12 protein-coding genes are annotated in these 14,396 nt (G+C 65.6%); 8 read left to right on the top strand and 4 right to left on the bottom strand.

Annotated elements, in window-relative coordinates; all coding sequences use genetic code 11:
* Nucleotides 1-8 precede the first annotated feature (8 nt).
* From JW897_RS13755 to JW897_RS13720, 8 genes are all read left to right on the top strand, one after another.
* Nucleotides 9-1,706 carry a methyl-accepting chemotaxis protein gene (locus JW897_RS13755; RefSeq protein WP_205466564.1) on the top strand — a complete coding sequence of 566 codons (1,698 nt, stop codon included), beginning with the start codon at nt 9-11 and terminating at the stop codon, nt 1,704-1,706.
* Between the two features lie 37 nt (nt 1,707-1,743).
* Nucleotides 1,744-2,088: a hypothetical protein gene (locus tag JW897_RS13750; protein ID WP_205466562.1), complete on the top strand. Its 345-nt coding sequence runs from the start codon at nt 1,744-1,746 to the stop codon at nt 2,086-2,088.
* Between the two features lie 65 nt (nt 2,089-2,153).
* The gene (locus tag JW897_RS13745) at nt 2,154-3,536 is read left to right on the top strand and encodes an OprD family outer membrane porin (RefSeq protein WP_205466561.1); all 1,383 of its coding nucleotides are present in this window, start codon (nt 2,154-2,156) and stop codon (nt 3,534-3,536) included.
* Between the two features lie 184 nt (nt 3,537-3,720).
* Nucleotides 3,721-4,980 carry an ABC transporter substrate-binding protein gene (locus JW897_RS13740; RefSeq protein WP_205466559.1) on the top strand — a complete coding sequence of 420 codons (1,260 nt, stop codon included), beginning with the start codon at nt 3,721-3,723 and terminating at the stop codon, nt 4,978-4,980.
* A gap of 104 nt (nt 4,981-5,084) precedes the next feature.
* Nucleotides 5,085-5,948, top strand: a complete 864-nt coding sequence (locus tag JW897_RS13735; protein ID WP_205466558.1) for a carbohydrate ABC transporter permease — start codon at nt 5,085-5,087, stop codon at nt 5,946-5,948.
* A gap of 9 nt (nt 5,949-5,957) precedes the next feature.
* Nucleotides 5,958-6,827: a carbohydrate ABC transporter permease gene (locus JW897_RS13730; RefSeq protein ID WP_205466556.1), complete on the top strand. Its 870-nt coding sequence runs from the start codon at nt 5,958-5,960 to the stop codon at nt 6,825-6,827.
* Complete coding sequence (nagZ, locus tag JW897_RS13725; protein WP_205466554.1) at nt 6,824-8,323, top strand: beta-N-acetylhexosaminidase; 1,500 nt, start codon at nt 6,824-6,826, stop codon at nt 8,321-8,323. The genes JW897_RS13730 and nagZ overlap by 4 nt, the downstream gene beginning before the upstream one ends.
* A gap of 11 nt (nt 8,324-8,334) precedes the next feature.
* Nucleotides 8,335-9,447 (top strand): ABC transporter ATP-binding protein, encoded by a 1,113-nt coding sequence (locus JW897_RS13720; protein WP_205466552.1) that lies wholly within the window; start codon nt 8,335-8,337, stop codon nt 9,445-9,447.
* 301 nt (nt 9,448-9,748) lie between these two features.
* Here the strand turns inward: JW897_RS13720 and JW897_RS13715 are convergent, their stop codons facing one another.
* From JW897_RS13715 to glpT, 4 genes are all read right to left on the bottom strand, one after another.
* Entirely contained in the window at nt 9,749-10,426 is a 678-nt protein-coding gene (locus JW897_RS13715; protein ID WP_205466550.1) for a B3/B4 domain-containing protein, read from the bottom strand.
* A gap of 146 nt (nt 10,427-10,572) precedes the next feature.
* On the bottom strand, nt 10,573-10,947 hold the full coding sequence (locus tag JW897_RS13710; protein ID WP_205466549.1) for a hypothetical protein: 375 nt from the start codon (nt 10,945-10,947) through the stop codon (nt 10,573-10,575).
* A 265-nt stretch (nt 10,948-11,212) separates the two neighbouring features.
* Nucleotides 11,213-12,730, bottom strand: a complete 1,518-nt coding sequence (gene glpD / locus JW897_RS13705; protein WP_205466547.1) for a glycerol-3-phosphate dehydrogenase — start codon at nt 12,728-12,730, stop codon at nt 11,213-11,215.
* 254 nt (nt 12,731-12,984) lie between these two features.
* Entirely contained in the window at nt 12,985-14,331 is a 1,347-nt protein-coding gene (gene glpT, locus JW897_RS13700; RefSeq protein WP_205466546.1) for a glycerol-3-phosphate transporter, read from the bottom strand.
* Between the last annotated feature and the right edge of the window lie 65 nt (nt 14,332-14,396).

Genomic DNA, 14,396 nt, shown 5'->3' with positions numbered 1-14,396 from the left:
AGAGCGTCATGTTCAACCGCTTGACCATCGCCCAGCGCCTCAGCGCGCTCGTCGCGGCCCTGCTGGCCATCACCGTCTTGATCAGCCTGTTTGGCCAGCACGCGCAAAAAGGCATACTCGACGACTTCGCCACCACCTACAACGACCGGGTGGTTTGCCTGAAGCAGCTGAAAACCGTGGCCGACAGCTACGCGGTGGGCATCGTGGACGGCGCGCACAAGCTGCATGCCGGCGCCATCGACGCCGCCGGCTTCCTCGGTGGCATCGACGCCGCGCAGGCGGCGCTGAAGAAACAATGGGGCGATTACCGCGCCACCTATCTGACCGCCGAGGAAAAAACCCTGGCCGATCAGGCCGAGACGGCGATGCGCCAGGCCGACGCCAGCGTGGCCCGGCTCAAAAGCCTGGCCCAGTCCGGCGACCGCGCCGCGATGCAGCTGTTCCTGGACAAGGAAATGTACCCGGCCATCGATCCCATCGCCAACCGCATCGCCGCGCTGATCGATTTGCAGCTGCGGGTGGCGGCGGAAGAATTCGCCAAGGCCCAGGAACGCGCCGCCGCCAGCCGCGCCGTCGCCATCGCGCTCTTGATCTGCGGCGTGGCGCTGGGCGCAGTCTTGTCGCTGATCATCATCCGCTCGCTGATGGCCGAGCTGGGCGGCGAACCGCGCGACGTGGTGGCGCTGACCGAACGCATCGCCAACGGCGACCTCAGCCAGAGGCTGCAGGTCAAGGCCGGCGACCAGCACAGCGTGATCGCCTCGATGGCGCGGATGCAGAGCGGGCTGATCCGCATGGTGCGCGCCATGCAGCAGATCATCAGCCAGCTGAGCGCCAACGCCACCGAGCTGGCGGCGGCGGCCGAGCAGGTGGCCGCCAGCGCGGAAGAACAGACCCGCGCCGCCTCCTCGATGTCGGCCTCGGTGGAGCAATTGTCGGTCAGCATCTGCTCGGTGGACGACAACACCACCGACGTGGCCACCGAATCCGTCTCCACCGGCGAGCTGGCCACCCGCGGCGAATCCATCATCGACCAAACCCTGCACACCATAGAATCCGTGGCCGACATGGCGCGCGCCTCGCAGGACCAGGCCGATCTGATGAGCAGCCGCTCGCAGCAGATCGCCAACGTGATCCAGGTGATACGCGACGTGGCCGACCAGACCAATCTGCTGGCGCTGAACGCCGCCATCGAGGCCGCGCGCGCCGGCGAACAGGGCCGCGGCTTCGCCGTGGTGGCCGACGAGGTGCGCAAGCTGTCCGAACGCACCGCCCAATCCACCTCCGAGATAGGCGCCAGCATCCGCGAAATGCTGGATAGCAGCGCCCACGTGGTGCAGAACATCCACCACACCGTGGACCATATGGAAGTGGGGCTGCAACAGGCCAGCGACGCGCGCGCCGCCATCACCGGCATCAACGACAAGGTGGCCAAGGTCAAGCAATCGCTGAGCGCGATCTCGGTATCGCTGCACGAACAGCAGGCCGCCGGCACCGGCATCGCCGCCAATGTGGAGAAAGTGGCGCAGATGTCCGAGGAGACCAGCGCCGCCGCCAGCCAGACCGCGGACTCCGCCAGCCAGATGGAACAGATGTCGCACGAGCTGCAATCCAGCATCAACTATTTCACTCTGCCGCAGGCCGGCCAAAGCCAGGGCGAAGAAACGCCGCTGCAAACCGGCCGTTCGCTGGCGGCCGCCAGCTGAAGCGCCGCTTACCTCCTCTCCGCACTTGGCCTGGCGCTTGCCAGGCTTTTTTTTAGTCTGGCAATGGCCGGTGGCCTATGGGCCAGCCGGAGGGGGCGCCCCCCGCAAGCACATGCTGCATTGCAGCAATGTCGATAAGCGAAAATCTTCCGCTCATGCGCCCGCTGTCGCGATTGAAAACGCATGGCTTCCCCAGCCAATCCTTCGTTGGCACTCCAAATCCCGTTCGGAAAAACAAAAAGTAGATGCCTTTCATTCGCATTCTGCGGCGATCTGGCGCCATGGCGCGCTTATTTCCGACAAAACCATGTGCATGGCAGCATTGCAACAATATGACGAACTATTTTGCAATACCAATGAGATACCAATTGAGAACCAATAAAAGACCAGATAGTTTTAGCGCAGGACATCCGACAGAGGTGTCGCCACGTGATTGGAGTGACTGAAATGCCTAAGCCGACCAAGCTTGCCCTACTGCTGTTGACCGCCCTGCCCTGTGTCGTCATGGCGGCGGAAGACTCGATTCCGACCAACGACACCTCGCCCACCCAGGGCGCGCCGGCCACCTTCGAAGCGGTGGACGTCTACGACTTGATCACCAAGTCCGAAACCACCGTCAGCGCCATCTACTACGGCCGCAACCGTCAGGCGGACTGGCCCGCTCCGCCCAACGGCAAGAACCGCGACGACATCACCGTCAACGCGCTCAACCTGGGCCTGAACTTCCGTTCCGGCTACGCCTGGAACAAGCTGGGCTTCGACGCCGCCGCCCACGCCGCCATCCGCCTGGACAGCGGCAAGGGCTGGTCGGAAGTGCTGAACCACGACGTCAACGACAGCTCCCAGCCAGGCGGCGTGGACAAGAGCGCCGCGGTGCTGAGCCAGGCGGCGCTGAAATTCCGCCAGCACGAAGACGGCCAGGGCTTCTCCGCCCGCGCCGGCTACACCCCGATAGGCATCGGCACCCTGGGCACCTCCGGCGGCCTGCAATCCCACGCCTACCGCGGCGTGGAAATGAAATACAAGTTCGGCGACTTCGAAGTGGGCTACGGCTGGGCCGACCAGTTCCGCAACGAATGGGACACCCGCTTCCGCGACATGACCAACTCCTGGGAACAGGGCCGCAGCAACGGCAGCGCCGCCAAGCGCGTCGATTACGTCAACAGCCTGGGCTTCCGCTACGCGCCCAAGAACGGCTTCGTCGACGTGGGCGTGGGCGAAGGCAAGGACTACCGCCGCAACGCCCAGATCGCCGGCTCCTATTCCTGGCAGCTCAACGGCGACGACAAGCTGACCGCCACCGGCTACTACTTCACCGGCAAGTACCAGACCCAGCTCTCCGGCATCCAGAACCCCAAGAGCGAATACCACGCCAGCGGCAGCGTCAGCTACGCCACCAACGGCTGGACGCTGATGGGCGGCCTGGGCTACACCAAGGCCCCGGACTCCGGCGAACTGAACTTCCGCATGACGCCGTGGGGCAATAGCGACAACCGCAACTTCATCCAGACCTGGGGCCAGCTGGACGACTTCGTCTGGGACGGCACCACCGTCTACAAGCTGGGCGTCAATTACGACCTGGCCAAGGTGGGCGTGCCCGGCCTGACCGTGGGCCTGTCCGGCAACTACGCCACCGGGATGAAAAACCCGGGCAAGGCCGACACCAAGGCGCACGAGGTGGACTTCAGCATCGGCTACAGCGTGCAAAGCGGCATGTTCAAGGGCGCCAGCATCGGCGTCTACCCGGCCTGGCTGCGCACCGACGGCTTCTACGGCAAATCCGACCGCAACGACGTCAAGGTGATCGCCTCCTACAGCAAGACCTTCTGATCCGCGCGGCCGGCCGGGGCGCTCCCTCCCCCGTCCGGCCGCCGGCTCACTGGCATTGAACTGGTCTCGCTTTCATTGACACCACTTCAATGCCACAATGCGGCAACAAGACATTCAAATAGCATAACATTGCACCCCGGCCGCCACGGTTGACGCCGACGTCGGCCCCCATGGAGAAACCATCATGAAACTCAACGCCTTCGCTCGCGCCGCCCTGCTCGCCGCCGGCTGCGCCGTCGCCCTGCCGGCGCTGGCCGCCGACAAACCGGTGCTGGAAGTGTGGACCATGAGCCTGTCGCCCAAGTTCGACGGCTACTTCAAGGATCTGGTCGGCAAATACAACGCCCAGAACCCCAACGTCGAAATCAAATGGACCGACTACCCCTGGGACGTGATCCAGTCCAAGTTCACCGCCGCCGTCGGCGCCGGCAAGCCGCCGGCCCTGGTCAACCTGAACGTGCCCTGGGCTTACGACTACAAGCAAAGCGGCCTGTTGCAGCCGCTGGACGGCGTGATCAACAAGAGCCAGTACGTGGACGGCGCGATCAAGGACGTCACTTTCGACGGCAAGGTCTACGCCTTCCCGCACTACAACGGCGCCAACGTCATCGCCTATAACGCCGAGCTGTTCAAGAAAGCCGGCCTCAACCCGGCCAAGCCGCCCAAATCGCTGGATGAACAACTGGCTTACGCCAAAACCATCAAGGCCAAGACCGGCGTCGCCGGCTTCGCCCCGGCGCTGGGCCCCACCAAGATCGAGGGCTTCCTGATCCAGAACGGCCTGCCCTTGCTCAAGGACGGCAAGCCGGTGTTCAACAGCCCGGCCCACGTGGCCATGCTGAAAAAACTGGGCGACGCCTACAAGTCCGGCGCGCTGCTGAAGGACAATCTGTTCGCCCAGGACAATTTCCAGGTATCCATCGCCGCCTACAACAGCGGCCGCATGGCGATGCTGGTCACCACCCCGGCCTCGCTGACCCGGGTGCGCGACGAAGCGCCCAAGCTCTACCAATCCACTCAAGTGGCGCCTGCGCCCATCGGCCCCACCGGCATCGCCGCCGGCGGCTGGATGTTCAACTTCGGCGTGGCGCGCAACGTCAACAAGGCGCTGCTGCCGGAGATAGGCAAGTTCGGCAACTACCTGACCAACGCCGACAACCAGCTCGCCTTCGCCAAACTGGCCGGCACCCTGCCCACCGCGCGCAAGGCGGCGCAGGATCCGTACTTCCAGAAAGTGGCCAATGACGCCGGCGCGGCGGAAAAAGCCGTAGGCGTCGCCGCCGCCAGCCTGGACAAGACCCGCACCATCTACCTGGCCGGGGTCAAGGACCCGGACGTGCTGTCCGCCCGCCTGGCCGCCGCGGTGGAAAAAGCCGTCACCGGCCGCCAGGATCCCAAGGCCGCGCTGGACGAGGCGGCGGCGTTCTGGAGCGGCAAGCTCTGATACGCGCTTGACCGCGGCGGCGTCCTAGACCCCGCCGCCCCGCAACCCGCAGGCCGTCGCCGCATCCCGGCGCCGGCCTGCCGCTACGTCACAAGGTTCTGCCCATGCGCACCAAGACCACGCTGCAAGCCTATCTGTTCCTGGCCCCGGCGCTGCTGCTGATGCTGGCGTTCTCCTTCTGGCCGGTGGGCTTCGGCAGCTTCATCGCCTTCACCCAGTACAATCTGATCGACAGCCCGCGCTGGGTGGGCCTGGACAATTTCCGCGAGCTGTTCGCCGACGACCTGTTCCTGGCCTCGCTGAAAAACTCCGCCGTCTACCTGCTGGTGGTGCCGGTGATCCAGGTCATCGCCATGCTGCTGGCGGTGCTGGTCAACAACCAGCTGCCGGCGATCAAATGGTTCCGCGCCGCCTACTACCTGCCGGTGGTCACCTCGGTATCGGTGATCGGCATCATCTGGAACTTCATGTACACCGAGGACGGCGTGCTCAACGCCGCGCTGCACTGGCTGCGGCTGATCAACGAGCCGGTGGGCTGGCTCAACGACGATCGCATCGCGCTGTTCGCGGTGATGTTCATCACCGTCTGGCGCGGCCTGGGCTGGTATATGGTGCTCTATCTGGCCGGCCTGCAGGCGGTGCCGGCCGACATCTACGAAGCCGCGCAGCTGGACGGCGCCAACGCCTGGCAGCGTTTCTGGCGCATCACCGTGCCGCTGCTGGCGCCCACCATCCTGCTGTGCTCGGTGATGTCGGTGCTGGCCGCGGTCAAGGCCTTCGAGGAGGTGCAGATCATGACCAAGGGCGGGCCGATGCAATCCACCTACACCGCGCTGTTCTACGCCTACGAGTTCGGCATCAAATCCCTGAACTTCGGCCGCGCGCTGGCCGCCAGCCTGGTGATGTCGGTGTTCTGCGTGGCCTTGGCCTGGTTGAATTTCCGCTATCTGCAGCCGCGCGAATCATAAGGAAACGCCATGCAAAACACCGCCACCCTCGCCGCGCCCGCCGCCCGCCGCCACAGCGCCCGGCTGGGCAAGCTGGCCAGCCGCGGCCTGCATTATCTGGTGCTGAGCCTGATCGCCGTGGTCACCGTCTACCCGTTCTGGTGGACGCTGGTCACCGCGCTGTCCACCGAGGGCGACGTGTTCGCCTTCCCGCCGCCCTTGCTGCCCAGCGCCCCCGGCCTGGACAACTTCAAGGAAGCGGTGTCCAGCATCGATCTGCTGGCCTTCTACAAGAACTCCGTCGTCATCGCGCTGGCCACCGTGGCCGGCACCCTGCTGGTCAGCGCGCTGGCCGCCTACCCGCTGGCGCGGATGCGCTTCCCCGGCCGCAAGCTGGTGTTCGGCGCCATCCTCGCCACCATGATCCTGCCCAGCGAAGTCAACTTCCTGGTCAACTTCATCACCGTGTCCAAGCTGCAGCTCACCGACAGCTACAGCGGCGTGGTGCTGCCCACGCTGGCCGGCGCGGTGGGCATCTTCCTGATGAAGCAGGCCTTCGAAGCCGTGCCGCAGGACTTGATCGACGCCGCCCGCGTCGACGGCGCCGGCGACTGGCAGATTTTCTGGAAAATCATGCTGCCCTTGTCCCGCCCGGCACTGGCGGCGCTGACCATACTCACCATGGTGTCGGCGTGGAACCAATACATCTGGCCGTCCATCGTGATGTCCAGCCCGGACAAATTCCCGCTGTCGGTGGGCGTGCTCTACCTGTCCGGCGCCTTCAGCTTCAAGACCCGAGTGGTGGCCGCCGGCGCGGTGCTGACCGTGCTGCCCATCCTGCTGGTCTTCCTGTTCACCCAGCGCTACTTCCTGCGCGGATTCGATGGAGCCGTCAAATGAGCGATACCCTGCAACAACTGGCCGGCCAGGCGCTGATGGTGGACGTGGCCGGCCCGCGCCTGGGCGAGGAGGAAGCCGCCTTCCTGCAAGAATTGGGCGCGCGCGCCATCTGCCTGTTCCGCCGCAATGTGCCGGACGAGGCCAGCATCCGCCGGCTGATCGCCGATCTGCAATGCGCGCTGGGCGAAGACATCCTGATAGGCATGGATCAGGAAGGCGGCGCGGTGATGCGCACCCTGTTCCTGCCGACGGCGCCGTCGGCGATGGCGCTGGGCGCGGTGGACGACGCCGAACTGGCCGAGCAAGTGGGCGCCGCGGTGGCGCGCGGCCTGGCCAGCCTGGGCGTGAACTGGAATTTCGCCCCGGTACTGGACCTCAACAACAACCCCGCCAATCCGGTGATCTCGGAACGCTCCTTCGGCGAAGACCCGCTCAAGGCGACGCGGCTGGCGCGCGCCTGGATCAGCGGCCATCTGTCCGAGGGCGTGGCCTGCTGCGTCAAGCACTTCCCCGGCCACGGCGACACCCACACCGACTCCCACCTGGACCTGCCGGTGGTGGACAAGCCCAAGGCCGAACTGCGCGATTACGAGCTGTCGCCGTTCGCCGCGCTGGCTGGCCTCACCCCCGGCATGATGAGCGCCCACATCCGCTTTCCGACGCTGGACGCGGACTGGCCGGCCACGCTGTCGCCGGCCATCCTGCAGCAACTGCTGCGCGAACAGCTGGGCTACCAGGGCGTGATGATCACCGACGGCATGAATATGAAAGCCATCCGCGAGCGCTGGGGCCAGGCCCAGGGCAGCGCTCAGGCGCTGGCCGCCGGCGCCGACCTCAGCCTGGTGCTGCAATTCCAGGACGAAATGAAGGAGAGCAAGCAGGCCTTGATAGACGCCGTCGCCGCCGGGCGGCTGAGCGAGGCGCGGCTGCGGGAAGCGGCCGCGCGCGTGGACGCGCTGATCCGGCGCTACCCCAGCCGTCAGCGCGATTACGACCCGGCGCAGCGCGCCGCCGACGCCGAATTGTTCGCCGACGCCTGGCGCCGCGCGCTGACCGCCCACGGCCAGCCGCAACGGCCGCCTGCCGGCGCCACGCTGCGCCTGGTGGTGCAAGACCAGGCGCCGTCCGACGGAGTGTCCGAGGCCGGCCTGTCCGCCGACGCGCTGGTTACTCGGCTGATCGCCCAGCTGTCGCGCCGCTTCAGCCTGGAAGTGATCCGCTACCAGCGGCGCGAGGAACTGGACTGGCGCCGGCTGCCTCAGGACGGCCGCTACACCGTGGTCGCCTCCACCACCCGCGGACGCTACGGCGCGCGCGAGCGCGCCGAATGGCGGCCGGACCTGCACCTGGCCTTGTGGAACCCCTACGCCGCCGCCGATCTCGACGCGCCGGCGCTGATCAGCTACGGCTTCGCCGACGCGGCGCTGGACGCCGTCGCCCAATGGCTGTCCGGCGAGATAGAAGCCACGGGCGCGCTGCCGGCGCGCTTGCAATAAAAGGACTCGATATGGCCCACCTCAAGCTCAGCAATATTAAAAAAGTCTACGACGACGGCAACGCGGTCATCCACGGCGTGGACCTCGCCGTCCGCGACGGCGAATTCATGGTCTTCGTCGGCCCGTCCGGCTGCGGCAAATCCACGATGATGCGCATGATCGCCGGCCTGGAAGACATCAGCGCCGGCGAACTGTGGATAGGCGGCCAGCTGGCCAACGACATCCAGCCGTCCAAGCGCGGCGTGGCCATGGTGTTCCAGAGCTACGCGCTCTACCCGCACATGACGGTGCGGGAAAACATGGCCTTCGGCCTCAAGCTGGCCGGCAAGAGCAAGCAGGACATCGCCGCCGCCGTGCACCGCGCCGCGCTGACCCTGCAGATCGAACACCTGCTGGACCGCAAGCCCAAGGCCCTGTCCGGCGGCCAGCGCCAGCGCGTGGCCATAGGCCGCGCCATCGTGCGCAAACCGGAGGTGTTTCTGTTCGACGAACCGCTGTCCAATCTGGACGCCGCGCTCAGGGTGCAGATGCGCATCGAGCTGGCGCGGCTGCACAAGGAATTGGGCAGCACCATGATCTACGTCACCCACGACCAGGTGGAGGCGATGACCATGGGCGACCGCATCGCCGTGTTCAACGCCGGCCGCATCGAACAGGTGGGCACGCCGCTGGAGCTGTACCAGCGCCCGGCCAACCGCTTCGTCGCCGGCTTCATCGGCTCGCCCAAGATGAACTTCCTGCCAGCGGCCATCGTCGCGGACGGCCCGGACGGCCTGACGCTGGAACTGCCCGGCGCCCACCGCTTGAGCCTGCCGTTTCAAGGCCACGCCGGCGACGCCACCATCCTGGGCGTGCGCGCCGAACACCTGCGCTTCGCCGACGCCGGCGTGGCGGCGACGGTGCAGTTGGTCGAACACCTGGGCGATGTGCAGATCGTCTACGTCCAGGCCGACGGCGTGACCGAACCCATCGCCGTCAAACTGGGCGGCCAGAACAGCGCGCCGCCGGCAGGCAGCGCCTGCCGCCTGGCGCTGGACGCCGAGCACTGTCATCTGTTCGACGCCCGGGACCAGGCGCTGCCCCGGCTGGCGGCGCAGCCGCAGCTCCAAACCGAGACCGAGTGAACGGCGGCAAGGCATAAGCAAAAAGGACGCAATCGCGTCCTTTTTCATTTACCCACAGGAAAACCTAGTCCAGCCGTTTTATCCACAACACCTCATCGCCGCGCGACGACGTCCGGCTGAGAACCTGTTCAAAGTCTGCTGCGCTTCAGCGATACGGCGTTAAAAACCAGCTCAAAATGCTCATGTACCACTTGTATATTCCGCTTTTTCGCTCGTTTTCGCCTTGTCTCGCCCTCGCTCGCGAGACTTTGAACAGGCTCTGAGAAACAAGCTTATGCCGCTTATCCACAAGCCTTCGTCTTCACGCCACCTTATCCACAGCAGCCAACTCAAAGCGGGTTCGCGTCGCGTCCAGCTCGAAACGCAGCAGCCGCCCGGCATGCGGCCGCAGCTGCTCGGCCAGCCAGTCCATGCCGGCCGCGCCGGAAGGAAACCCCTTGTCCGGCCGCTCGCTGACGAAAACCACGTCGCGGCTGCCGGCGTCCAGCTTGAATAGGTCCGACTCCAGCCAGTTCAGGCAACGGCACACTACCTGCCGCTCACCATTGAGCCATACCGCCTCGCCCGGCTGCGGCGTTTCCGTTTGATCGCGCCCCAAGGGCAGAAAAGGCTCGTCGCCGGCGGCCAGGTCCAATTGCAATACGCCGCCCAGCTTGGCGATGTCCTCGCCGCCAAACGGGCTCAGGCTGAGCAAGGACGCCTGGTTGTACAAATCCACCAGCGGCAGGATGCTGCGCAGCTTGTCCTTCTGCGCCGCCTTGACCAGGTATTCCAGCGAACAGCGCGCCTTCTTGTCGCCGGGCAAGTCCTTGTACAGCTGTTTCCACGCTTGCAGCAAGGCGTCCAGATCGCGCTCCGGCTCCGGCAGCGCGGGCAGCCGCGCCGGCAAGGCGGCGGCGTTTATATCCAGCGCGATCAGGCCGCTGACCTGGAGCTGCGGCAGGCGGGACAATAAGGCGGGGCTCAGGGCAATCTGCATCGTCGGGCTTTCCACGGTTGAATCCGCTCCAGCATAGGCCCGCCGCGGTCAAAGGGGAAACGCGTTTTTTTGCTGGGGTATTAGCGAGACTGAATCGCCTTGCGGTCCGGCGAGCGGAGCTCGCTCAATCCGTCCTCGGCGCGGGCTCAGTGGATGGAGCCGCCCATCTTGCCGTCCGCGTCCAGGAATTCGGCGGCGCTGAGCACCGCCTCTTCCAGCAGCGAGAAGAAGCCGGCCCAATACTCGCCCTCCGGCCCTTCCGCGGTGAAATCGGCGTATTCCGCCATGCGCGCCAGCAAGGAATCCTCGGCAGCGCTGGGATGGTGAGCCACGTGTTCAATGTAATGGCCGGCGAACTCGCGGCCCATTCGGTACGCCTCTTGCTCGCCGGCGCCGGCCGGCACCGCCGCGCAGTACAGACGCAAACGCGGCGGCAGGCAGACGGCGAAGGCGGGTTCCTGCAGCGACTCCGCCTGGTCGGCGGAATGCTCATGGCGACGAAATGGACGTTTTACGGACATAAGGCCTCCCATCGGTCTTGCTGCGCGCCTGGCTTCAGGCTAGGAGAGAACAGAGTAGCAGCTTTGGCGCGACAAGGCCCGCGCAGGGTGGAGCGAGCCGGCCGAAATAGCGGGCAAGGGGCGCTCAAACCGGGCCGCGGGCCCGCGCTGTGGATGAATCCCACTTTCCGCTCCGGCTGTGGATAAGTCCGCTAAAGCCCGTTTTGGCCGGCAAAGACAAAGCCCGGCGCAAGGCCGGGCTGTTCTGGGTGAAAACCGCGTCAACTCAGGCGGTCAGCCTTTGCTCGCGCGCGGCGCTCTGGCCCAGCAACCAGGCGTCGATCACCTCGGCGGCGTGCGCCGGCAGGTGCAGCTTGAGCTTGGAACGGCGCCACAGAATGTCCTCGCTGCGCGTCGCCCATTCCTCGTCCGCCAGATAGCGCAGCTCGGCCTCGTACAAGCCGGGCAGCAGTTCCGCGCCCAATTGCTCCAGGCCGGCGGCCGCGCCGATCAGCTTGGCCACGCGGGTGCCGTAAGCGCGCGCCCAACGGCGCGCCAGCGCTTCCGGCAGCCACGGATGCTGTTGGCGCAGGCCTTGCAGGAAACGCTCGAAATCCGCGCCCGGCATGTCGCCGCCCGGCAGCGGCGCGTCGGCGGTCCAGGTGGTCTTGTCATTGCCCAGCAGCGGCGCCAGCTTGTCCACCGCCTCTTCCGCCAGCTTGCGGAAGGTGGTGATCTTGCCGCCGAACACCGACAGCAGCGGCGCGCCGTCCAGGTCCATTTCCAGCGAGTAGTCGCGGGTGACGCTGGCCGCGTTGCTGGCTTCGTCGTCCAGCAGCGGGCGCACGCCGGAGTAGGTGGACAGCACGTCGGCCGGGCTGATCTGGGTCTGGAAGTAGCGGTTGCTCATCTGGCACAGATAGGCCACTTCCTGATCGTCTATCGCCACCTTGGCCGGATCGCCGCGGTATTCCACGTCGGTGGTGCCGATCAGGGTGAAATCCTGCTCGTAGGGGATCGCGAAGATGATGCGCTTGTCCGGGTTCTGGAAGATGTAGGCGTAGGGGTGGTCGAACAGTTTCTTGACCACGATGTGGCTGCCCTTGACCAGGCGGATGGATTTGCTGGACGGCAAGGCCAGCGTGTCCTTGATCAGGCTTTCCACCCACGGGCCGGCGGCGTTGACCAGCGCGCGGGCGCGCACCTGGCTGCGGCTGCCGTCTTCGGCCTGCAGCTCACACAGCCAGTGTTCGCCGTCGCGGCGGGCGCCGACGCAGGCAGTGCGGGTCAACACCCGCGCGCCGCGCTCGGCGGCGTCCTTGGCGTTGAGCACCACCAGCCGCGCGTCCTGCACCCAGCCGTCGGAATAGACGAAGCCGCGCTTGAACGCCGGCTTGATCGGCTGGCCGGCCGGATGGCTGGCGAAGCTGACGGTTTCGGAGCCGGGCAGCACTTCGCGGCGCGCCAGGTGATCGTAGAGGAAGAGGCCGCAGCGTATCATCCATTCCGGACGCTGGTTCTTGTCGTGCGGCATCACGAAGCGCAGCGGCCAGATGATGTGCGGCGCGGCCTTGAGCAGCACTTCGCGCTCTTGCAGCGCTTTGCGCACCAGGCCGAATTCATAGTATTCGAGATAGCGCAGGCCGCCGTGGATCAGCTTGGTGCTGGCGGAGGAGGTGTGCGAGGCCAGATCGTCCTTTTCGCACAGCATCACCGACAGGCCGCGTCCGGCCGCGTCGCGCGCGATGCCGGCGCCGTTGATGCCGCCGCCGATCACCATCAGGTCGTAAATCTCCACTGCCATCTTTCGCCTCTTCCTTCCAGGGGACCCAGTTCGAGTCGTTGTTCCCTCGCCCGCGCGCATCCGCGCGCCGACGATGCCATCCTACCCAGAATAATTATAAACGAACAAAAATACAACATTTCACTTTCGTTTTTACGTTGTTAGCACGCGATTTTGTCTTTTTAACTGCTTAAACGCGGAAATACGCAAAAAAACAGGCGGCAACCAGGGTCGCCGCCTCGTAAAGCGCCCGGCAGCGCCGGGCCCTGCGGGATCTAGCCGCGGTTCAAGGCGGCGTCCTGGCCGCGTCCGTGCCAGGTGGTCAGCGCCAACAGCACAATGGCGGCGACGCAAGAGCCCACCATCAGCATGAAGCCGCCGTCCCAGCCGAAGTGATCGACGGTGTAGCCGACCACCGCGTTGGCGGCCACCGAGCCGCCCAGATAGCCGAACAGGCCGGTGAAGCCGGCGGCGGTGCCGGCGGCTTTCTTCGGCGCCAGCTCCAGCGCGTGCAGGCCCACCAGCATCACCGGGCCGTAGATCAGGAAGCCGATGGCGATCAGCGCCAGCATGTCCACGGTGGGGTTGCCGGCCGGGTTCAGCCAGTACACCACGGTGGCCACGGTCACCAGGGCCATGAACAGCATGCCGGTGGCGCCGCGGTTGCCCTTGAACAGCTTGTCGGACATCCAGCCGCACAGCAGGGTGCCGGGAATGCCGGCCCATTCGTACAGGAAGTAGGCCCAAGACGATTTATCCACCGAGAAGTGCTTGACCTCTTTCAGATAGGTGGGCGCCCAGTCCAGCACGCCGTAGCGCAGCAGGTAGATGAAGACGTTGGCGAAGGCGATGTACCACAGCAGCTTGTTGGGCAGGATGTATTTCTTGAAGATGTCGCGCGCGCTCAGTTCTTGCTCGTGGCTGGCGTTGTAGTCTTCCGGGTAGTCGTTCTTGTAGGCCTCCACCGGCGGCAGGCCGCAAGACTGCGGGGTGTCGCGCATGGTCAGGTAGGCGAAGATGGCCACGCCGATGGCGGCGGCGGCCGGCACGTAGAAGGCGGCGCGCCAATCGTTGAACCAGCCCATGCCCAGGATGAACAGCGGGCCGATCAGACCGCCGCCCACGTTATGCGCGCAGTTCCAGATCGACACGATGCCGCCGCGCTCCTTCTGCGACCACCAGTGCACCATGGTGCGGCCGCTGGCCGGCCAGCCCATGCCCTGGAACCAGCCGTTGAGGAACAGCAGCACGAACATGATGCCGACGCTGGAGGTGGCCCAGGGGGCGAAGCCCATCAAGAGGAAGACGGCGGCTGACAGGATCAGGCCGACGCTGAGGAAGACGCGGGGATTGGAACGGTCCGACACCGCGCCCATCAGGAATTTGGAAATGCCGTAGGCGATGGCGACGCCGGACATGGCGAAGCCCAGGTCGCCGCGCGAATAGCCTTGCTCCACCAGGTAGGGCATGGCCAGCGAGAAGTTCTTGCGCACCAGGTAATAACCGGCGTAGCCGATGAAGATGCCGAGGAAGATCTGCCAGCGCAGTCTTCGATACAAGCTGTCTTGCTCAGAGGAGGGCAATAGCGGCTGATGCGCCGCCGGACGGAACATGCTGATCATGGGAACACCTCATTTTTTAGTGTGGCAACTACGGTCCGCTCTGCGTCGGCTCCGGATTACAAACG

Origin of the sequence: Chromobacterium alkanivorans, assembly GCF_016937655.1 — a bacterium.
GTDB lineage: Bacteria > Pseudomonadota > Gammaproteobacteria > Burkholderiales > Chromobacteriaceae > Chromobacterium > Chromobacterium alkanivorans.
This window is presented reverse-complemented; position numbering and strand designations above follow the sequence as displayed.